21 protein-coding genes and 1 riboswitch are annotated in these 20,940 nt (G+C 40.0%); of the genes, 13 read left to right on the forward strand and 8 right to left on the reverse strand.

What is annotated here, in order from left to right:
* Positions 1-92 precede the first annotated feature (92 nt).
* The 4 genes from IPZ59_RS06050 to IPZ59_RS06065 are packed head-to-tail and all read left to right on the forward strand — an operon-like array spanning position 93 to position 3,152.
* The gene (locus IPZ59_RS06050) at positions 93-1,133 is read left to right on the forward strand and encodes a DHH family phosphoesterase (RefSeq protein WP_236138981.1); all 1,041 of its coding nucleotides are present in this window, start codon (positions 93-95) and stop codon (positions 1,131-1,133) included.
* Positions 1,120-2,055, forward strand: a complete 936-nt coding sequence (locus tag IPZ59_RS06055; protein WP_236138982.1) for an FKBP-type peptidyl-prolyl cis-trans isomerase — start codon at positions 1,120-1,122, stop codon at positions 2,053-2,055. The genes IPZ59_RS06050 and IPZ59_RS06055 overlap by 14 nt, the downstream gene beginning before the upstream one ends.
* Before the next feature lie 3 nt (positions 2,056-2,058).
* The gene (locus IPZ59_RS06060; protein WP_236138983.1) at positions 2,059-2,610 is read left to right on the forward strand and encodes an FKBP-type peptidyl-prolyl cis-trans isomerase; all 552 of its coding nucleotides are present in this window, start codon (positions 2,059-2,061) and stop codon (positions 2,608-2,610) included.
* Positions 2,607-3,152, forward strand: a complete 546-nt coding sequence (locus IPZ59_RS06065) for an FKBP-type peptidyl-prolyl cis-trans isomerase (RefSeq protein ID WP_236138984.1) — start codon at positions 2,607-2,609, stop codon at positions 3,150-3,152. The genes IPZ59_RS06060 and IPZ59_RS06065 overlap by 4 nt, the downstream gene beginning before the upstream one ends.
* An 11-nt stretch (positions 3,153-3,163) precedes the next feature.
* Here IPZ59_RS06065 and IPZ59_RS06070 read toward each other — a convergent pair whose 3' ends face one another.
* The gene (locus IPZ59_RS06070; protein ID WP_236138985.1) at positions 3,164-3,769 is read right to left on the reverse strand and encodes a methyltransferase family protein; all 606 of its coding nucleotides are present in this window, start codon (positions 3,767-3,769) and stop codon (positions 3,164-3,166) included.
* A gap of 90 nt (positions 3,770-3,859) precedes the next feature.
* Between IPZ59_RS06070 and IPZ59_RS06075 the strand changes: the two genes are divergently transcribed.
* Positions 3,860-5,068, forward strand: coding sequence for an NAD(P)-dependent oxidoreductase (locus tag IPZ59_RS06075; protein ID WP_236138986.1), 1,209 nt, complete (start codon positions 3,860-3,862; stop codon positions 5,066-5,068).
* A gap of 7 nt (positions 5,069-5,075) precedes the next feature.
* The gene (gene deoC / locus IPZ59_RS06080; RefSeq protein WP_236138987.1) at positions 5,076-5,735 is read left to right on the forward strand and encodes a deoxyribose-phosphate aldolase; all 660 of its coding nucleotides are present in this window, start codon (positions 5,076-5,078) and stop codon (positions 5,733-5,735) included.
* Here the strand turns inward: deoC and IPZ59_RS06085 are convergent.
* Positions 5,710-6,915 carry a Na/Pi symporter gene (locus tag IPZ59_RS06085; RefSeq protein ID WP_394800738.1) on the reverse strand — a complete coding sequence of 402 codons (1,206 nt, stop codon included), beginning with the start codon at positions 6,913-6,915 and terminating at the stop codon, positions 5,710-5,712. The two genes, deoC and IPZ59_RS06085, sit on opposite strands and share 26 nt — an antisense overlap.
* 306 nt (positions 6,916-7,221) lie before the next feature.
* On the opposite strand from IPZ59_RS06085, the gene IPZ59_RS06090 reads away from it, so the two are divergent.
* Both IPZ59_RS06090 and IPZ59_RS06095 read left to right on the forward strand, forming a co-directional pair.
* The gene (locus tag IPZ59_RS06090) at positions 7,222-8,355 is read left to right on the forward strand and encodes a hypothetical protein (protein WP_236138989.1); all 1,134 of its coding nucleotides are present in this window, start codon (positions 7,222-7,224) and stop codon (positions 8,353-8,355) included.
* Positions 8,356-8,410: 55 nt separating this feature from the next.
* Positions 8,411-8,854 (forward strand): nucleoside deaminase, encoded by a 444-nt coding sequence (locus tag IPZ59_RS06095; RefSeq protein WP_236138990.1) that lies wholly within the window; start codon positions 8,411-8,413, stop codon positions 8,852-8,854.
* Between the two features lie 46 nt (positions 8,855-8,900).
* On the opposite strand, the gene tenA is transcribed toward IPZ59_RS06095, so the two are convergent.
* Genes tenA through thiM form a run of 4 tightly spaced genes read right to left on the reverse strand, consistent with a single transcriptional unit; the run spans position 8,901 to position 11,809 of the window.
* The gene (gene tenA, locus IPZ59_RS06100) at positions 8,901-9,557 is read right to left on the reverse strand and encodes a thiaminase II (RefSeq protein WP_236138991.1); all 657 of its coding nucleotides are present in this window, start codon (positions 9,555-9,557) and stop codon (positions 8,901-8,903) included.
* Positions 9,544-10,374, reverse strand: coding sequence for a bifunctional hydroxymethylpyrimidine kinase/phosphomethylpyrimidine kinase (gene thiD, locus IPZ59_RS06105; RefSeq protein ID WP_236138992.1), 831 nt, complete (start codon positions 10,372-10,374; stop codon positions 9,544-9,546). Before thiD ends, tenA begins: the two co-directional genes overlap by 14 nt.
* Positions 10,368-11,021: a thiamine phosphate synthase gene (gene thiE / locus IPZ59_RS06110; RefSeq protein WP_236138993.1), complete on the reverse strand. Its 654-nt coding sequence runs from the start codon at positions 11,019-11,021 to the stop codon at positions 10,368-10,370. The genes thiD and thiE overlap by 7 nt, the downstream gene beginning before the upstream one ends.
* The gene (gene thiM / locus IPZ59_RS06115; protein WP_236138994.1) at positions 11,018-11,809 is read right to left on the reverse strand and encodes a hydroxyethylthiazole kinase; all 792 of its coding nucleotides are present in this window, start codon (positions 11,807-11,809) and stop codon (positions 11,018-11,020) included. Before thiM ends, thiE begins: the two co-directional genes overlap by 4 nt.
* Positions 11,810-11,887: 78 nt before the next feature.
* Positions 11,888-11,978: riboswitch (TPP riboswitch) on the reverse strand.
* A gap of 202 nt (positions 11,979-12,180) precedes the next feature.
* Here thiM and IPZ59_RS06120 point away from each other — a divergent pair.
* The 3 genes from IPZ59_RS06120 to IPZ59_RS06130 all read left to right on the forward strand — a co-directional run bounded on the left by IPZ59_RS06120 (position 12,181) and on the right by IPZ59_RS06130 (position 16,797).
* Entirely contained in the window at positions 12,181-12,783 is a 603-nt protein-coding gene (locus IPZ59_RS06120) for a superoxide dismutase (protein ID WP_236138995.1), read from the forward strand.
* A 210-nt stretch (positions 12,784-12,993) separates the two neighbouring features.
* Positions 12,994-15,423 (forward strand): TonB-dependent receptor, encoded by a 2,430-nt coding sequence (locus IPZ59_RS06125; protein ID WP_236138996.1) that lies wholly within the window; start codon positions 12,994-12,996, stop codon positions 15,421-15,423.
* Positions 15,424-15,480: 57 nt separating this feature from the next.
* Complete coding sequence (locus tag IPZ59_RS06130; protein WP_236138997.1) at positions 15,481-16,797, forward strand: serine hydrolase domain-containing protein; 1,317 nt, start codon at positions 15,481-15,483, stop codon at positions 16,795-16,797.
* A 4-nt stretch (positions 16,798-16,801) separates the two neighbouring features.
* On the opposite strand, the gene IPZ59_RS06135 is transcribed toward IPZ59_RS06130, so the two are convergent.
* Both IPZ59_RS06135 and IPZ59_RS06140 read right to left on the reverse strand, forming a co-directional pair.
* A complete protein-coding gene (locus tag IPZ59_RS06135) occupies positions 16,802-18,511 on the reverse strand; it encodes a capsule assembly Wzi family protein (RefSeq protein WP_236138998.1) in 1,710 nt (569 codons plus the stop codon).
* Between the two features lie 4 nt (positions 18,512-18,515).
* Positions 18,516-19,184 carry a hypothetical protein gene (locus tag IPZ59_RS06140; RefSeq protein ID WP_236138999.1) on the reverse strand — a complete coding sequence of 223 codons (669 nt, stop codon included), beginning with the start codon at positions 19,182-19,184 and terminating at the stop codon, positions 18,516-18,518.
* Positions 19,185-19,365: 181 nt separating this feature from the next.
* On the opposite strand from IPZ59_RS06140, the gene wecB reads away from it, so the two are divergent.
* Together wecB and IPZ59_RS06150 are read left to right on the forward strand one after the other, a co-directional pair.
* Complete coding sequence (wecB, locus tag IPZ59_RS06145) at positions 19,366-20,460, forward strand: non-hydrolyzing UDP-N-acetylglucosamine 2-epimerase (RefSeq protein WP_236139000.1); 1,095 nt, start codon at positions 19,366-19,368, stop codon at positions 20,458-20,460.
* The gene (locus IPZ59_RS06150; RefSeq protein WP_236139001.1) at positions 20,457-20,936 is read left to right on the forward strand and encodes a cupin domain-containing protein; all 480 of its coding nucleotides are present in this window, start codon (positions 20,457-20,459) and stop codon (positions 20,934-20,936) included. Before wecB ends, IPZ59_RS06150 begins: the two co-directional genes overlap by 4 nt.
* The last annotated feature ends 4 nt before the right edge of the window (positions 20,937-20,940 follow it).

Here is a 20,940-nt window from a genome sequence, read left to right on the forward strand (position 1 = left end):
AATAAGCCGCTTAGCCTCATTGGGAAAATTCAAAAATATTCCTCACCTTTGCAGACCGTGTTAGCTATATGCTATCCGACAAAAGCAATAAAATGCAAGAATTAGAGTCATTAAGAAACCTATTAGCCTCTCCTCAAACAGTAGTCATTACCACTCATCATAAGCCTGATGCGGATGCTTTGGGTTCAAGTTTGGGATTGGCTAATTATCTCAAGAAAAAGGGACACGATGTCACTGTGGTCACGCCATCGGATTATCCGACTTTTCTCCATTGGATGAAAGGTAATGAGGATGTGCTCAATTTTGAAAATGAGAAACAGGCTGTAGTAGCGAAGGAAAAGGTAAAAAAGGCCACTTTATTGATTGGCTTAGATTTTTCGTGTCCAAAGCGGATGCAGGATTTCATGCCTTTTTTTATAGAAAGTAAAGCTTTTAAAGTTAATATAGACCACCACCAAGACCCCAAAGATTTTGTGGATTTCCGCTATTGGAGTACACAAGCAGCGGCCACCTGTGAGCTGATTTTTGAAGTGATTTGTCAACTTGGGGACAAAGACCTCATTGATAAGGATATTGCAGACTGCTTGTATGCTGGAATTATGACTGATACCGGTGGGTTTAGGCACCCAAATACGACTAAAAATGTTCATTTGATCACTGCTGATCTTATTGAATTGGGCGCAGACAATACACGAATATCCAGATTAATTTATGATAATAACTCAGTCAATCGGCTCAAGTTTATTGGCTTTGCCATCAGTAGAAGGCTAGTTATTTTACAAGATTTAAAAACTGCCTATTTCGCAATTAGCAAAAAGGACCTTAGAAAATACAATTCTCAAACTGGCGATACAGAAGGATTGGTGAATTATGCACTTTCGTTGGACGGTATCAAGGTAGCAGCCCTCTTTACTGAGCGAGAAGATGGCATAAAAATATCATTCAGATCGGTGGAGGAAGTAGCGGTCAACAAATTTGCAGCAGAGCACTTCGATGGGGGTGGACATAAGAATGCCTCCGGAGGTAAATCAGCCCTTCCGCTCAAAGAAACAACAGATAAATTCGAACAATTAATACAAGAAAATCAACACACCCTTTTCAATCAATTAGAACTCATCCATGAAAAAAATTAAGAGTACCCTTTTATTAGCTGTTATTTTGACAGCTTCTTTTGGTTTGATATCATGCAAGAAAACCAAAACAACTTCTGACGGAATTGAGTATACCTACATCAAAGAAGGTAAGCAGTCTCCCAAAAACGGCGAATTTATTCTGTACAATCTAATTGTTTCTACAGAAAAGGATTCGGTGTTCATTTCTACTTATGAGCAGGAAATGCCAGGCTATTTGCAGTACAACGATTCTATTCCAAGAGAATCAGGTATGGATGAAATCTTCTTGAATTTGAAAAAAGCAGATAGTATCTACATCGAAACTACGGCACAAAAAGTGTTCAGAGATAATATCCCATTTTTCTTGACTACAGATCAAAAAGTCAAAATTCAGATTGGTGTCATTGATGTACTGGATCAAGAGGGAGTAGAGGCTTACTTTTTAGCCTTACAGGATGCTCAAGTGAAAAAAATGGCTGAAAGTTCCGCAAAGCAATTGGAAGTAGATGTTCAGTTAATTGAAGAGTACTTAGCTGAAAAAAATATTCAGGCGACCAAGACAGAATCGGGTCTCTTTTACGTCCTAGAGAAAGAAGGTACAGGCCCAGCAATTGATTCAGGAGATTTAGCCTTTGTTCATTATGCAGGATACCTGTTGGATGGTACGCTATTTGATACAAGTATCAAAGAAGTTGCTCAGGCGAATGGCTCTTTCAGTGAGCAAAGAGATGCTGTAGGCGGATACGCTCCATTTGATGTTATGGTAGGTCAAGGAAGAGTAATTCCAGGATGGGATGAGGGTTTGGCTTTGTTGAAAAAAGGCGATAAGGCGAAGTTATTCATTCCTTCTCCACTGGCATATGGTGAAAGAGCAGCAGGTGGAGCGATAGGACCAAACTCTATCTTGATTTTCGACGTAGAAATCACAGATGTACAAAAATAATTTATGAAAAAGTTTAGCTTAGGGATTCTTTTACTTACACTCTTTTTTTCTGCGTGTATTTCTGATTCTGAAAACACGTCAAGTAGATTCGAGAAAGAACTTGATAGGATAGAGGAGTTTCTAAGAACGAACGATATTCCTTCGGTCAAAGAACTTTCAAATCCCGATCAGGGAATTTACATGTTCTGGCAGGAACTATCTAACTCTGGCTTGCAAACCATCGAAGGAGACTCTGCTTTCGTAGACTATACAGGCCGTCTTTTGGATAAATCAGTCTTTGATACTTCTATTGAACAGGTGGCTAGGGATAACAATAGGTTTAATCCGAACAGAACGTACGAGCCTTTGGCAGTATGGATGGGTTTTAGGAGGGTAATTCCAGGTTTTGAGTTTGCTATCTCTCAAATGGAAGAAGGTGACAAGGCAACGATTATCTTTCCTTCTATCTTTGGATATGGAGATGATCCAAGAGCAGGAGAATTAAGAAATGAGCCATTGATCTTTGAAATTCATTTGATTGAGGTGAGGGGGAATAGAGAAAACGACGATATATGATCAGAAAATCAACATTTTTGGGATTAGCTTTCCTTGTAATCATCAGTTTTGCTTGTGAAACCCCTAACCCTTTTGGTCCAGTATATGATGTGGAAGGTAACTTGGCAAGGGACCGTGCATTGATAGATCAGTACTTAGAGACTGCACCGATTGATAGCTTGTATCGTATTCATGATGCCAATGGAGTCATCATCATCGTTCAGAAAGACGGAACAGGTGCTTTTCCGGTGGATAGAAATCTAGTGTACATGAATTATACAGGGATGCTATTGGACGGCACTGTGTTTGACACCAATCAACAAGATGTAGCAATTGCCAATAACATTTTTGATGAAAACCGAACCTACAGAATCTTTGATTTTACAATAGGTCAACGCGATGCTATTGAGGGTTTTAGTATTGCTTTTAGAAGAATGAGAAGTGGTACGAAGGCGGTAATTATTATTCCTTCTCCATGGGCATATCGGGATAATGAAAATCTGGAAAGAATTCCACCCAATTCAATTTTAAAATTTGAGGTTGATTTCCTAGGAATGGATTAAACTTAAGCCGGCTAATTAGCCGGTTTTTTTATCCCTGTCGGAATTAATGCTGGCACCTGACGCTTATATGTCAGGTAATCATTGCCAAATACCTGAATTAATTTTTTCTCTTCGAAATGTATTCCTATTGGCAGATAGAGCATAAGCATAATCATATGAATCAACGAACCCAAAGTGGGGGAAAACAGGAAGTATCCGATAAAAATCAAGACCAATCCAGCATAAATAGGATGCCGGATAACCCCATGAATCCCTGATTGGATCAAGGTATCTTTCTGCTCGAGGTCGTCGTGTGGAGTAAGTCCTGCAAATCGCTTACCACTAAAATTTTTGAAGGATTTTACTAGAATGATTGTTCCAAAAGCCGCTAGCATGTACCCAATGTAAGTAAGTATATCACTCGTTTGCAAAAGCATTATAGGCTTCAATGTTCCTGCATAAATGAAAATACCTAAAAATAAGGCTCCAGAAATGATGCTATAGGATAATCGATTCCATAAATACGCCTTTTTTACCAAAGCTTTTATTTTTCTTTTTATATTCAAGCTTGCAAACAGCGTGTGATGCGTATAGAAAATTATCCACAACATAATCAGGTATAGGTATGAACCATCCATAGAGCGTATGATTTTAGCTAATAAACACACAAAGTAGAGAGAAAGTCGCAATCAAATCCAATAACCGAATATTTTTTACCCAAACCCAGTATGAAAATAGGCATTATTAGAGAAGGAAAAATTCCCCCAGATAAAAGAGTTCCACTGACCCCTAAGCAAATAGCGGCCTTACAACAGAGCTTTGTAGGAAAACTTTCCTTTGAGGTGGAAAGCAGTTCTATCAGGTGTTATCATGATCAAGAGTATGTGGATGCCGGTGTTGCAGTGGTAGACGATATTAGTTCCTGTGACTTGCTGATGGGGATTAAAGAAGTGCCTGTTCCACAATTGATCTCCAATAAGCGATATATTTTTTTTTCGCATACCATCAAAAAGCAGGCATCCAACCGGAAGCTCCTTCAAGCAATACTAGAAAAAGGGATTAGTTTGATGGACTATGAGATTTTGGTAGATGATCAAGGAAACCGTACCGTTGCTTTTGGCAAATGGGCTGGAATTGTTGGAGCTTACAATGGTTTATGGACCTACGGAAAAAAATCAGGACTCTATGATCTAAAACGTGCGTTTGAGTGCTTTGATGTACAAGAATTGCACGAAGAGCTCAAAAAGGTACAACTTCCACCAATTAAAATAGTGGTGACTGGTTCAGGGAAAGTAGGTCAAGGAGTAGTGCAAATTTTGGAGCAGATCGGCCTAAGAAAAGTTTCTACTTCTGATTTTCTCCATACCTATTTCGATGAAGCAGTTTATACAGTTTTAGGAACAGCGGATTATAACCGAAGAAAAACAGATGGAGGATTCGACAGACAAGAGTTTTATGCTCGGCCAGAAATTTATGAAAGTCATTTTTTAAAATATGCTGAGGTGAGTGATATCTTTATAGCTGCTGCCTATTGGGATAGGCGGGCACCTCGACTATTCGAACTAAAGGACATTCAATCTGAAGATTTTAACATTTCAGTCATAGCAGACATCACCTGCGATGTGGATGGGAGTGTTCCCACTACTGTTCATCCAAGCAGCATGGCAGACCCCGTGTATGATATAGATAGGGCTACGTTGGCAGAGATTCCCGCGTTTGGTAAGCAGACAAGTATATCCGTTATGGCCATAGATAATTTACCTACAGAATTACCAAGAGATGCCTCCGAGGATTTTGGGAATCAACTCATCCGTCATGTTATTCCTGAGCTGTTCAAGTCTCCGTCAAAAGTGCTTGACAAAGCTAGTATAACAAAAGAGGGTGACTTGACGATTGAGTACATTTATTTAAAAGATTTTGTAGAAGGAAATGAATAATAAAATTATGAAAAACCTAAACCGATATATAGAGCAAACGGTCTTACGCGCCACACTCGTAGATGCAGACATTGAACAATTGGTAGCCGAAGCAAAAAAACATGCGTTTGTAGGAATCTGTGTTCCTCCTTTTTGGGTGAAAAAAGCTAAAAGGGAAATTGGAGATGCGCCTATCCAATTAGTAACCGTAGTTGGATTTCCTTTAGGCTATAATATGACTGAAACCAAGGTTTTCGAAACAGAGCTTGCTATTAAAAATGGAGCAGATGAGATCGACATTGTGTGGTCATTAACGGCCTTCAAAGCTGGGATGAATTGGCCAAAAATTGAATTGGCTAAAGTTGCCCAGCTTTGTCATGAACATGAACGGATTTTGAAAGTGATTATTGAAACGGCCTATTTGAGTGATGAGGAAATTATTCAAGCATGTAAAATTTGTGCGGAAGCTGGTGTTGACTTTGTCAAGACCTCTACAGGTTTTGCACCGGAAGGGGCTAAGGAAAAGTATATTAAGCTGATGAGAGAAAATCTCCCAAGCAATGTTGGGATCAAGGCTAGCGGCGGTATCAAAACCTATGAACAAGCAGTAAAATTAATTCAGGCAGGTGCGGATAGAATAGGGACGAGTTCAGGAGTACAGCTTATGGAAGCTGCACAACTGGAATAGAAGATTCAGATGTATTTTGCATCACCTGCTCTTCTTTGGGTGTATACCAACCCATATTGGTCACGCTTTCATCTTGGTTAAAATAAATCAATAAAAAAGGGATGATAAAAAAGGTAAATAGAATGTAAGCAAATCCAATGAATCGCGTCTTTACAGATTCCGTGCCTATGTAAGTTGAAATACGTACCGGAATATTGCGTAAGGGAGTAAAGGGTAAGAATATCAATGCTCCAATAATGTTGAATAAAAAGTGCATCATTGCCAATGCAATAGCGGCCTCGTTTTTATAGAGTGCTGCAATTGCTGCAGTGATGGTGGTTCCTATATTTGCTCCAATGATAAAAGGGAATGCCTTTAACAGCGACACTTTTCTATTGGCTACTGCCGGCACGATCAAAGAGGTGGTAACTGTGCTTGACTGTACCGCAGCAGTGAAGAAAACACCGTAAAAGAAAGCCCAGAAAGGTTGCTTAAAGATAAACTTGCTTACCTTATTGTAGTTTGTTGAAATATAAGATTTGAATACAGTGTCGGAGAGAAATTTGATAGCAATGAAAACCAAAACTACGCTGAACAAAAGGGTAAACACTGGAGATCCTATCAATTCTGATAGCCACAAGGACAGTGGGCGTGTAAATACCACATTGTAAGCGTAATCAGATGCGTATTTTGTGTTGTTTTCAAATAAAGCATGTGTCAGAAATGATGCTGCCGAACTTAGAAAGCCAAAATATACTTCTAATGGGAAAAGAATTAAGACAGTCAAAATATTGAAAACATCATGAAGCACACCTGCTGAAAGAGCCTTTTTAAATTCATTCTTTTTCATAATGTATGAAAAAGCAACCAAGGTACTAGTGATAGTTGTTCCTATGTTTGCACCCATTACCATGGGCACTGCCTGTTGTAAACTAATGCTTCCCGAGGCTACTACTGCTACAATCATGGCAGTGACGGTGGAGCTGCTTTGGACCATAGCTGTTATCAGCAAGCCCACAAAAAGACCAACAAAAGGATTATTGGTAGCTTGAAAAATTTCATTCGCTAAGTCAGAATTTAACTTAGTCATGGAAACAGAAAGCATATCGATCGAAAAAATAAAAAGCAATAAGCCTAAAAATAGGATACCTATTTTAAAAACTTTACTTCGTACAGATTCTGTTCCGACTGAATGGGACATGTATGTGGTAGGCGCCTTCGCCTCAAGGATGTGTAAATTGAACGCAAAATAAATACCTATGGATTTAACAGGCGGACTTTTCATGTGAAGATTTTGTTAACATTAGCGTAGGTACGCCCACTGTATTGGCCAAATTCTTTAGAATGAAAGGCTAAATCTTTGATTTTGACCGATTAGAATTCATGGGTTAAACTTTGATTGGAACTGGTCTAGAAAAAGATTATGCATTACTTAACAATAAATTAATATGCCTACCAAAGAATCTTCGCTAACTTTGCGTCGAAGTGTACCTTCTTAAGCTCAATAATGGCCAAGAAAATCGATCAAAACATTAATCAGGATGCATTATCTAAAGTGTCCTACTCACTTTTTGATTTTACCAAGCGGGAAAAGACTTTCCTCATTGTTATCTGTATTCTTGTATCTTTTGCAGGAATCATCACCCAAAATACATATGTTGCCATGTGGTTTGGATTTGCCTTAGCGGCTTATTCAGCGATTGCAAATGATAGTATTCAAACTATTGGGACGTTTATAGCTTCCAATCAGCAGCGTAAATGGTATTGGTTGTGGTTGTTTATGGGATTGATTTTTGTAGCCACCGTTACGTATAGTTGGATAGTATTTGACGGAGATGTGTCGTATCAGCGTTTGCAAGTTCCGGGATTGGACAAAGCACCTGAAAGCTTTGTGTTTTTGCAATTAGCAGCGCCAATTGTGCTCTTAGTCATGACGCGTATGCGTATGCCTGTCTCTACCACTTTCTTACTTTTAAATGTATTTACATACAAAGGTGGAACCATCATCGATGTGATGAAAAAAAGCTTTTTGGGATACCTCTTGGCTTTTGGCATTGCTATCATTGTTTGGTTTATCGTAGAACGATTCGTAAAGAGCTTTCTAAAGGGTGAAGCCAAACCCTTTTGGTACATCCTTCAATGGTTTACTTCTGGTATTTTGTGGTCTGTATGGATCATGCAGGATGCAGCTAATATTGCGGTTTTTTTACCAAGGCAATTGAATATCTATGAGTTTATTGGCTATGCTGGATTTATTTTCATTGGGCTAGGATTCTTATTTTACATGAAGGGGGATAGAATTCAGTCTATTGTCAATGAAAAAACTAGAGTTACAGATGTCCGGGCTGCTACCTTAGTAGATTTCGTATATGCTATTATCTTATTCTACTTCAAGATGGCAAGCAATATCCCGATGAGTACCACTTGGGTGTTTATAGGTTTGTTGGGTGGTAGAGAGTTAGCCATTGCTTATGCCAAATCTCCCAAGTTGAAAAAAAGGAAAGCGAGAATCTTCAGAGCGTATACCTTAGCTAGAAAAGATATTTTAAAGGCTTCTCTTGGATTGTTGGTATCGTTAATCCTGACACTGATCATCAACGAAGGAGTACGTAAAGAATTTATAGATTTGTTCAGATTTTAAATAAATCATCATCAAAAGGCTCTTATATTGACGGGAGCCTTTTCTATTTTTGGGTATGGAATATCAGAGTGATGAGTTTTATATGAATGAAGCTCTCAAGCAAGCAAAGATTGCTTTTGAGGAAGGAGAGATACCCGTCGGTGCTGTAATTGTATGCAGAAACAAGATCATTGCACGCGCCTACAATCAAACTGAGAAGTTAACTGATGTCACTGCCCATGCGGAGGTGTTAGCCATTACAGCGGCCTCCAATGCTTTAGGAGCAAAATACCTTACCGAGTGTAGGTTGTTTGTTACATTAGAGCCTTGTGTCATGTGTGGAGGGGCGCTTTTTTGGTCACAAATTGGTGAAATTAACTTTGCGGCAACTGACCCTAAACGGGGATATTCTCAACTAGAAAAATCCATTTTGCATCCCAAGACAAAGGTAAATTCAGGGATCTTAGCCCAAGAGTCTAAAGATTTATTGGACACTTTTTTCAAAAACTTACGGAAGTAAGCGCTTCTGATTTTTGATAAGCCAAAAATAGTAAAAGAAATGCCGGCTAAACCGGCCATTCCTCTAAGCGATAAGCACTGTCCCAAAACATCCATTCCAAGCGACTAGCCATTTCAAAGGCATTGTACATGTCTTCTTGGGTTTTTGAGCCTACTTCTGATGCCAATTCGTCTGTAATATCAATAGCCTTGTGTACAGATGCTGCAAATTCTTCACCAGCATACGTATCAATCCAATTTTTGTAAGGGTTATTTTCAATCTCGTATTGTTGATGATAAATATGATCCCCCACTTTTTTATATATCCAGAAACAAGGAAGTATAGCGGCGACTGCTACTGCTACATCCGCATACTTTGCCTCTTTTAGTAAGTAATTGGTGTAAAGCAGGCAGCTTGGACTGGGTTTTATAAGGTCTGGAATGCCAAGGGTTTTGAAATAACTTTCATGAAGTGCTCTTTCTACCACGATGGCCCCAGCTGCAAATTGGGAAAAATCCAAGATATGTTCCATTTTCTCCATCCTACCGGCAATAGTGCTCAGTGCTCTCCCAAATTCTCCCAAATAGTAAGCATCCTGCGCCATGTAAAACTTAAACTTTTCAACTGGAAGAGTGCCATTCTTCAACTCTTGATTGAAAGGCATTTCCACTATTTTGGTGTAGATGGGTGTTATTCGCTCCCAAGCTTTTTCACTCCATTTCATGAATAATCTGTTTTTCAGGGTTATAAAAATGATTTAACGGTCCGTTTCCTTGCCCAGTTTTAACGTCTTTGCCAGCTTCCAAGGCTCCTTGAATATAAACTCTAGCTTTTTCAACTGCGTTTTGAAGAGAATTGTCTTTTGCTAGTTCAGCTGCTATTGCAGAAGAAAGTGTACATCCTGTACCATGTAGATTATTGGTTTGGATATAGGTGCTTGTATAAACTTGCTCGGATTTCTGTTGTTGGTAAAGGATATCTTGAATCCTAGGGGTATGGAGATGTCCACCTTTGATCAAAACTGCATTACATTGCATAGAAAGGATATCCTTGCCTGCCTGATGCATTTTTTCCACCGAGTCAACCTTGTATCCTGTCAGTACTGCTGCTTCATCTAGGTTTGGAGTAATTAGCGTTGCCAATGGGAATAGCAATTCTTTGATAAGTGCTACGGTACCCTCGGCGATTAGTCGATCTCCTGAAGTAGCGACCATGACTGGGTCAAATACAATGGGAATATGTGGGTATTTTTTCAATGTTTTGGCAAGGATCTCCACAACTTCCGGTTGGTTGACCATGCCTATTTTGATGGCTTTGGGAGGAATGTCCTCCAGCACTGCCATCAATTGTGCTTCAATATGTGAAGCTGGAATGGGAAAAATATCCCTCACTCCTTGCGTATTTTGTGCCGTGGTAGCTGTGATGACCGTCATGCCATAGCATCCCAAAGCCGCAAAAGTTTTGAGGTCCGCCTGAATACCTGCGCCACCACCACTGTCGGAACCTGCAATGCTGAGAACGGCTATGTAATTTTTTACCATAATTGCTCTTTTAATCCCTCTTCGATTTTTTTTCGATAAGCTTCCGCTGCATGTGCAGGACTTGAAGCACTGCATATTCCCGAGACTACAGCTAAGGCATCGGCACCATGGCTGATGATAGTGGAGGCGTTTTCCAGGGTTACTCTGCCTATCGCAACCAATGATTTTGCAGTAGCTTTTCGTACATGAGCCAATCCATGTAAACCCCACTCGGTTTTGGTGTCTAACTTGGTAGGTGTGGCATAGATGGGGCTGATGCCATAATACCAAGCCTCTTCACAGTGTGGGTTCGTTAGATCTTCCATACTTTCCAGAGAAAGTCCCAAGATTTTATTATGGCCTAAGATTGATTTTACTTGGGCTATAGTGGCATCTTCCTGACCTATATGAAGCCCTTGTGCATCTACTATCTTCGCTACTTCGACTGAGTCGTTCACGATTAAAGGGACTTGAAATTTATCGCAAATAACCTTTAATTTTTCAGCTTTTCTTGCGAAGGCCTCTGTTGAAAGTGACTTTTCTCGGATTTGGACTATATCAACCCCACCTTTCAACGCCTCTTCTATTACCCAAAAAAAATCCTTTCCAAGGCACAATGCTTCATCTGTCACCAAATAGAGTCTATATGGAAATATGGATGTGGTCATCGATATTCCACAATCATTCGTTCCTCAACCATCTCCGCAGTTAGATTATATAAGGCATCATAAAAATAGAGCTGAAGAGTGCCTGGTCCTTCTGCTTTTTCAGATGCTATATCACCAGCAATTCCCATAAGTACCATAGCAGCTGTACTTGCTAAAAAGTAATCCTTCTCAAGGGCAATCATTGCTCCAGTTAACGCTGATGCTGTACAGCCCATTCCAGTTACTTTGGCCATCATAGGGTTACCGTTTTTGACTTGGGCAATGCGTGTTCCATCGATTATGTAATCAACTTGTCCTGAAATTACCACGACTGCACCCGTTTGTTGGGATAGCTGTATACCCGCATCTAACGCTTCATCCGAAGAGTTTGTGCTATCAACACCTTTGCTTTGAATGTTTACACTGGCCAAAGACATGATTTCAGAGGCATTTCCTCTAATGACATTGGGCTTGTAAGCGAGCAACTCAGTCAATAGCTCATTTCTATAAGGAGTAGCACCCGCGCCAACGGGGTCTAGCACCCAAGGTTTTTGAGTAGCATGGGCATGTGCTGCAGCCATTAGCATGCTTTCATACCAATACTCATCCAAGGTTCCTATGTTGATTACCAATGCTCCGACAATAGAGAGCATATCCTTTACCTCGGAGTGGGCATGGGCCATAATTGGGGAAGCTCCCGCAGCTAAAAGCGCATTTGCCGTATTGTTCATTACTACATAATTGGTAATACTCTGAACAAGTGGAGATTGGGTTTTTAAGTTGGAGATTAAGGCACTAATTTGTTGCATGATTTTTTTCTTTTAAAAGTGTATTACTGGGCAGAAACAAAAGGAGCAGGCAAAAGTCTAGACAGCAACGTGCACTTGTCTTTGGAATTAACTTTTTCCTTCGTCGGTATGATCCGTATCAGGTTCAAAGGGTTTGATCTCAGCCATAGTGGCACCCCTAAAGTTTCTTTGTGTTTTGATAACACCAATTAAAATAAAAATGGTTCAATGGATTGGTATTGGATTGTCGGCTTTTTTAGATCCTTTTGTAAAGGAATCGAGAAAGTCTACTCTTTTTTGGAGGAAATCGAACTTTTTAAAAGTTTGTTAAGTTGATTGTGTGTAGCTTATATAGCTTTTTAATTCCGTTTTAACCTAAACTCTACTAATTTATGGCATTTGAACTTCCAAAATTACCGTATGACTTCAATGCGCTTGAGCCGCATATAGATGCAAAGACAATGGAAATCCACCATGGTAAGCACCACAATGCTTATGTTACCAACTTAAACAATGCAATTGCCGGCACAGATATGGAAGGCAAATCTTTGGAAGAGTTGATGACAGTAGCTGGATCTAATGCAGCTGTAAGAAACAATGGCGGTGGTCATTTCAACCACACACTTTTTTGGGAAATTCTTTCTCCAACTGGTGGTGGTAATCCTTCTGGAGACCTAGCAGCTGCTATCGATGCGAAGTTTGGTTCTTTTGATGCTTTCAAAGAAGAATTCAATAAAGCTGCTGCAACAAGGTTCGGTTCAGGCTGGGCTTGGTTGTCTGTTGCGAATGGAGAATTGGTTGTGAGTTCTACTCCTAATCAAGATAATCCTTTAATGGATGTGGCCGATGTAAAAGGTACGCCAATTCTTGGATTGGATGTATGGGAGCACGCGTATTATTTGAACTATCAAAACAGAAGACCGGATTACGTAGGTGCTTTCTGGAATCTTGTGAATTGGGAAGAAGTAAGCAAAAGATTTACTGCTGCTAAATAATCTTCCTTAGAAAGAATTTTAAAGCCTTGGTATTCGTATCGAGGCTTTTTTTGTATCCAAAGCGTACAATATTTTTGTTCGATTGTGTACAGTTTTTATTGGTACAAGTTTAAAAAAGCTTGTTTTTGGCTCATAAGAGGCGTTTTGGTAGTTTGGCATCCGATTTTCTAATCTGTTGGTACAAGACAACAATCTAAACCAACAATTATTATGAATGCCTTTCAATCGATTTTCGCCACGCTACTCCTCTTTTTTTTAGGTTTGAGTAACCTAGCTGCCAGCGAGCTTTCTACCATTACAGGCAAAGTTATAGATGATAAAGGTCAGGCTATTCCTTTTGCCAATGTAGCTTTGGTGGACCATGCCACGGGGTCTTTACTGACCGGAAACATCACGAAGGATGATGGTACTTTTGAAATAGAGTCGGTCAATGCGGGAAGGATGATTCTGGTGATATCTTCCATAGGTTATGAAACATACAGATCTGATGTTTTTGATTTGGATCCAGGTGTTGTCAAGTCCTTCGAGACCATCCAAATAAAGGAAGAGACTGGTACATTGCAGGAAGTAACAGTAAAAGCCTCGAGGCCTGAAATTCTTATTGAAGCGGACAAGACCACTGTTAATGTAGAAGGTACAGTACTTGCCGAAGGGAATACAGCACTCGATGTGATAGGCCGTTCCCCAGGTGTCTATATTGATGAAAATAATACCATCAACTTGAATGGAAGACCGGGTGTGACTGTTATGATCAATGATAGACCTACGTACATGTCTTCCACGGATCTAGCGAATTTTTTGCGCTCTATGCCTGCGGATAATATCAAAAGCATTGAAATCATCAACAACCCATCTGCTCGTTTTGATGCAGAAGGTACTGCGGGTGTCATCAATATCCGTCTGAAAAAAAATAACATTGACGGGATGTTTGGTAATGTCAATGTGGGTGGCATGTATAATGGATTATATAGCCCCAATGCTGGCGTATCTGTCAATGTAAAAAAGGGAAAATGGACCAATAATGCCAGCTTTAATCATTCTCAATTCAATTTCGTGAATGAACTCAATATTACCCGTAACTTTCAATTGGACCAAGGAGTCTCTCGATTTGATCAGGAAAGTTTGATTACCATGCGCAATAAAAGTTACTTTTTCACAGGTGGTTCGGATTATCAGATCAATGAAAACCATAGCATAGGAGCGAGTGTACAGGCTTCGCAAAACAATGGAAGTAATTTTGGAGACTCATTTACAGCCATTGACAATCCCGGTTCGGAAGATATGTTCTTTATCCGCTCAGAAAACAATGAAAACTCACAAAACAAACGTCTTTTTGGAAATCTGCACTATGTTGGCATTTTGGATTCTTTGGGAACCAAAATTACCTCAGACATTGACTTTACCCGTATGCGTTCCAATTCGGAAGGATTATTAAGTAACTTTAATTGGATCAATGAACCAATTAATCTTTCCAGAGACTTTATCAGTACTTTGAATGACATGGATTACAGAATTATCACTGCTAAAGTTGATTTCACCAAACCCTTTGGACAAGGCAGGATATTGGAGACCGGGATTAAAGGTAGCTGGGTACAGTCGGACAATAAGTTGGCCTTGGCAAAAGCGGTAGAGGAAGAACCATTTACGCCGGACCCTAATAGCAATCAGTTTATTTATGAAGAAAATGTATTGGCAGCTTATGCCAATTACAGGAGCAAATTCTCTGAAAAAGTTTCGTTCAATGCTGGCTTGAGAGCGGAGTATTCGGATATTACAGGTACCTCTTTAACATTGGATCGAGTGGATAAGCAAAATTACCTCAGCTTATTCCCAAGCGTATCGGTTCAGCAAGCCATCAGCAAAGACTATCAAATCATTTACAATGCTAACAGAAGAATAGCAAGACCAAATTATCGACTATTGAATCCTTTTGTGTTCTACATCGATCCATTGACAACAGAACAAGGAAATCCAAACCTTCGTCCTCAGTTTGCTCATAACTTGGAAATGAATCATGTAATTAAAAATGCATATCAGTTTACCTTGAGTTATTCTTTGACCAATGATGTGTTTCAGCAAATCTTTACCCAAGATGAAGAAACAAGAACGACCACTACATTTACGAGCAACTTAGATAAGGCCCAAAACTTCAATTTCCGAACAATGATTCCTGTGGAAATAGCCAAGTGGTGGAATTCCAACCACATGTTGCAGGTGACTAATTCCCGATGGAAGTCCATGATTGGAGATGCTTTGCTAGACGTAGCACAGACCTCCCTGACCTTCCGTACCCAACATAACCTCACATTACCAGCTGGTTTTAAAGCAGAGATAGTGGGGATGTATATCAGTCCTGCGCAGTATGGACAAGCAACTATCAAAGGTTTTGCTTGGGTGGATGCAGGTATTTCCAAGAATTTCATGAAAGAAAAACTCAGTTTGACTGTCAATGGTACAGACTTGTTTGCCTCACAAATAATCCGAGCCAATGTGCAATTTGACAACATTGACACTCAATTTAGACAATACAGACATACCCAAGGCGTGAGATTTACACTTCGATACAAGTTTGCGCAAGGTGAAAATTTCAGAATCGCCAATCGTTCTGGTAGTTCAGAAGAAAGAAGTAGATTAGATTAATGTATATTTATACTCCCAGTGGACCTGAATCCAGTGGGAGTATAAAACCTAATGACTATGAAATATTTTGGTTTACTTGTAATGTGTATGGTTTTGACTGTCACATCGTATGGACAGTCGCTAGACCAAGAGAAGCTCAATAACTATTTTGATGCGTTAGTCAATGCGGAGAAAATGATGGGAGCTGTTATGATGGTACAAGATGGAGATATTCTGTACCAATATGCATTTGGATACGCCGATATGGAATCAGAAATTAAAAATGTGATAGATACAGAGTTTAGAATAGGTTCTATCAGTAAAATGTTTACTGCTGTTCTGATTTTACGTGCAATGGAAAATGGATTGCTGGATTTGGACGCGACGATTGATGCCTATTTCCCCGAGGTCGAGAATGCAGCTCAAATCAGCATTCGGCACTTATTGCAGCATAGAAGTGGGATTCGGAGTTTCACAGAAGGTGGACAGTATCTTACCTGGTATACCACTCCAAAGACCAGATCGGAATTGTACGATATCTTGGTAAATCAAGGCTCCGAATTTACGCCCAATGCACGTGCAAATTATTCCAATTCCAATTATGTATTATTGACTTGGCTACTAGAGGATATTTATGGAAAAGACTATTCCGAACTCCTTCAGGAGCAAATTACAGGTCCTTTAGGATTAAAAAGTACCAGAATTGGAGGAAAGATCGATTCGAGTGCAAAGCAAGCAAAATCCTATGTCATGCATGTGGATTGGACTTTATCCGAAGAAACAGATATGTCAGTTCCTCTCGGTGCTGGAGCAATTATCAGTAACATGAAAGATCTTACTATCTTTATTCACGCACTTTTTGATGGTCAGTTAATTCAGTCAAGTTCATTAGAAAACATGATGACTACCCAAGATAATTTTGGATTAGGAATGCTGAGGATTCCATTCCAAGAGTATGTATCCTATGGACATACAGGTGGGATTGATGGCTTTCGTTCGGTTCTTTCCTATTTTCCAGAGGAAAAGTTAGCGGTTGCTTTTGCTAGTAATGGAGCAGATTATGATACCAATTTAGCTCCGGTTGCTATGCTATCTGCTTACTTCGGGCAGGATTTTAGCATTCCGGAATTTAATCAAGAAAACCTTCCTGAGTCTGAACTGGAGCGATTGTTAGGTGATTACGCATCTGAGATATTTCCTTTGGAAATCTCACTATGTTTGGAGGGGGGAAAATTAATTGGCAGAGCTACTGGTCAGCCTTCCTTTCCACTTACCTATGAGGGAGACTACCTTTTCAGCTTTAGTCCTGCGAGTTTAACCCTTCAATTCTCACCTGATTCAGATACGATGATCTTGAAGCAGGGAGGTATGACCTTTGAATTTAACAAGAAATAAAAACCTATTTGAGGATATAAGCTAATCCAACTGTGGCTACCCAATTGTTTCTATCCAGGCCGGGCACAAAATAGCTGTCCGGTTGATTTTCTAAAAACCAGGTATAGTTGAGGGTGTTGACATAGCGTACATGTGTATTGACCAATAAGTTACCAAACCTCCAATCAGCTACCAATGCCGGCACTAAGTCCACATATTTAATTCTCCAATCTTTGGAAGCTTCAAAGCGGAAGTAGTAGAAGTCATTGTTGTAGACAATCCGTTCAAACTGAAAAGCTACCCGGTTGAAGTTTTTCACCCAACCCAATTCAATCCAGTTGACATTGGCAGCAGGCCCATAACCCAATCCAAGCACTTGCCCTTGGTGCGTATATCCGTGTCTTACATGGTCGTGAATATACCAAGTGTCCAAGTTTCGTATGCTTTCGCGAATAGTCTGCCCAGTTTGTGTCATTTCAGCACTGATTTGAAGAAAGCTATCTCCTTTCTTCAATGGCATCAGATTGGTGAAGCCTAGTGTAAACCCTCTATTTCGCTCTGGAGTGACGATGAAGTCAGCCAATCGACGGCTATTCCCATTGGTACCATACTCTCCATAAAATTCAAAATGCCCCTCTTGACTCAACCAACGAAAAAATCCTGAGCTAAACTGCTGTCTTCTATCCCGTATAGGGTTTGGCATATTGCTCAAGCCTTTCTGACCATTGAAAAAAGGAACATGGTCCCCTAGGTTTTCCATATCCTCGGAGTATACATTGTTGGTCGCAGAGTATCCTAAAAATAATCCCGGAACCCATTTAGGTTGGTAGCTTAAAATGATCCCTGAAAGATTTCTGTTGCCATTTTCCCTTTTTGGACTAAAAACGTTGGTGTTTTGAATAAATAGGTCCGAATGGGGAGGTAAATGTCCAGATGCTCTCAACTGACCGGCCAAAATCAACTGCCCCTCAAAGCTTCCTATCGGCGTTTCTTGAGGTTTGGTCGTATTAAGGGTCAGATGTGTGAATCCTGGAGCATTGTTACTTAAAATGATGGAGTTTTTTCTAGCAGGTCCCCACCATACGTTTTCTGTAGACACTCCCACGGAGAAGCCATGAGTATTGAACCGAATACTGGATTGACCAGGTAATAAACGAGCGATTGGATCTGCTCCCATACGCTCTGGCATATCAATCCTGTTCAGGTACTCATAATAATACAAAATTGTCGCTTGATGCTCAATGGGAAAACCTAAAAAGTCACGGTTTTGGGCTTGATGAAATTCAGGTTGTAATTGCAAGCTGAATTTTCCGTACTGAAAATACATCCCTGCCGAAATCACATGCTGAAATCCTCGGTTGGGAATCATTGCCCCATTGTTTAATCCAAAAGCATACTCAGAATTAAATTGTGTTCGGGTGGTAATGGGCATGGCGACCAAAATTGCCTGATTTCCATGGTCCATAAATTTTCTATTGAAAATGGATGTGTCAAAGTCCTGAAATGTACTATCCAAATCAACTCCTGTATAGCGATCAAAAGCTGAAACAGGAAAGAGCGGGCGAATGGCCATGGATGACTTGCCATCAATCTTTCCCAAAAGCTGTGCTCTTCTCATGTATTCTTCTAATACAGGCGTATTCAAAGGGACTGTTTGAGCTAGCAATAAGGGGAACTGTGCAAATCCAATGAACAAAATCAACACCCACAAGATTAAATGACGAAGATTTTTCATAGCCTTAGATGACAACCATGGTGGTTACTTTGATTCTATTAATGGACCAGCTTTCGTCACAAATTGGATTTGGGTTTTCAAATTGAAATAGTTCATCTCCAAATGTGATGGAAATACTATTCCCTGTATGAGGCGCCATCTGTACGATTCTGTAACGCGTTGTATAGTTTGGAAATGCCCCAAACAAGCAAAGCCCAGGAAGATTCGTTTGTATAGCTCCGGTCTTTGGGAAATGCTGACGTAAAAAGTTATCAGGATAGGATTGCCTTACGCAAAATGTGGATTCGCAGGGGGTATTGGAAAATGTGGTCCGGAATACTTCCGTGTCATCTACTTTCATATACCAGAAATCTGGTCCATTCCACCCATCGTCAATATTACCATCCCAACTATCGTGCGCTAATACTTCGACCTCTATTTTTACTACATTGTGTCCAGGAAGGTCATTGAGGGTTAAAATGCTTTCTTCGTTATTAAAAAAGCCCAGCAAGGTATCTCCTTGGAATATAAATAATTTGGCATTCACAATTCCTGCAAGATCCAAGGTCGAAAAATCGTTGTCATAAACGAGCTCCTGACTTTCCAATCGATCTCCATGGCAAGAGTTCAATAAAACCCCCAAGAGTATCGTAAAAAAGCTGATTTTAAAAATACTGATAATTCTAAATTTCATTGGTTGGATGTTCATATCCCGCATAAATCCTTTCCGCTCGTGTCAAATGATCGAAATCACTCACAAAGAAACGAAAATTCTTTTAATTTTAGTGTAAACTAAGGAGATGCTTAATTCATGTTCGGTTGGGTATCGGTGATTTTTATCATTAATTTGCATTCATATTTCATTTTCAAGAAACATGATCCAATTAACTTTAGTAGCAGGAGCAAGGCCAAATTTTATGAAAATAGCCCCAATCGTGCATGCTATTCAAGCCAAACAGCAAGCGGGCTTTCATATATCTTTTCGACTAATTCATACTGGTCAACATTATGATAAAAAGATGTCGGGAGATTTTTTTGAGCAATTGAATATTCCTGAACCTCATGCTAACCTTGGTGGTGGTGGAGGTACGCAAGCCGAGCAAACGGCGGCAATTATGGTAGCTTTTGAAAAAGAATTGATTGCCCATAGACCCGATTTAGTGATCGTAGTAGGTGATGTAACTTCTACTTTGTCTTGCTCTATCGCAGCCAAAAAGTTGGTAATTGACGTGGCCCATGTGGAGGGAGGGATCCGCTCCGGTGACCTTAGTATGCCAGAGGAAATTAATAGAATGGTTACTGATTCCATCACAGATCATTTTTTTACCACATCAGAAATAGCCAACAACAACCTTCGCAGGTTGGGTTTCGATGATTCATCTATTCATTTTGTGGGGAATACCATGATCGATACCTTGATCGCTAACATGCCACGATTCAAAAAGCCTGATGGTGAATTGTTTGATCAGCTTGCAGCAGGTAAATATTTCGTGATGACTATGCATAGACCTGCCAATGTGGACCAAGAAGAAAAGTTGAAGCATATGATAGATGCTATCCTGGATGGAACGGGTGATTTACCGATTGTATTTCCAGTACATCCGCGTACGGCCAAAAACCTGGAGCAGTTGGGTATTAGTTCTCCTCGCCTACATATGACAGAACCCCTTTCGTATTTGGAGTTCAACTACTTGGTGAAAAATGCCAAAGGTGTCATTACCGATTCCGGAGGTATCACAGAGGAAGCTTCGGTCATGAATATCCCTTGCATTACGCTGCGGGATAATACAGAGAGAGCTGAAACTGTGGAGCTAGGAACCAATGAGTTGGTAGGTACAAATCCTGCAAATCTCGCTCCCTATTTGAAAAAATTGATGGCGGGTGAATGGAAAAGCTACCAAGGGATCCCGCTTTGGGATGGAAAGACCTCAGAGAGAATTGTATCAAAAATAATTGACCTATACTCATGAATGCTAAAGTGATGCGTTTGGTGACCCAATTAGGGCTAATTCCTCATCCTGAAGGAGGCTTCTACAAGGAAGTATATCGCTCCGAAACAGAGCTTAGCACTGCTCATGGTAAAAGGAGTTTAAGTACCAGCATCTACTTTCTCTTAACCTCAGACAACTGCTCCAAATTTCATCAAATCCAAAGTGATGAGCTTTGGTTTTGGCATGAAGGAGATCCTATTACCATTCATACTTTAGGGGATGATGGTTACCAAACACTATCCTTAGGACCTTCCAAATTCGAGGGGCATCAACCTTTTCAACTAGTCAAAGGAGGCTTGATTTTTGGGTCAACAGTGGATACTCCGGGAGGCTTTACCTTGGTTTCTTGTGTGGTTTCCCCAGGCTTTGATTTTGCAGAATTTAAGCTCTTTTCAAAAGAAGAGCTACTCAAAGCATGGCCTCTAGAAGAAAAAATCATTTCAAGACTAACGTAATTAC

It is taken from the genome of Mongoliitalea daihaiensis (assembly GCF_021596945.1).
In the GTDB taxonomy this organism is placed as follows: Bacteria; Bacteroidota; Bacteroidia; order Cytophagales; family Cyclobacteriaceae; genus Mongoliitalea; species Mongoliitalea daihaiensis.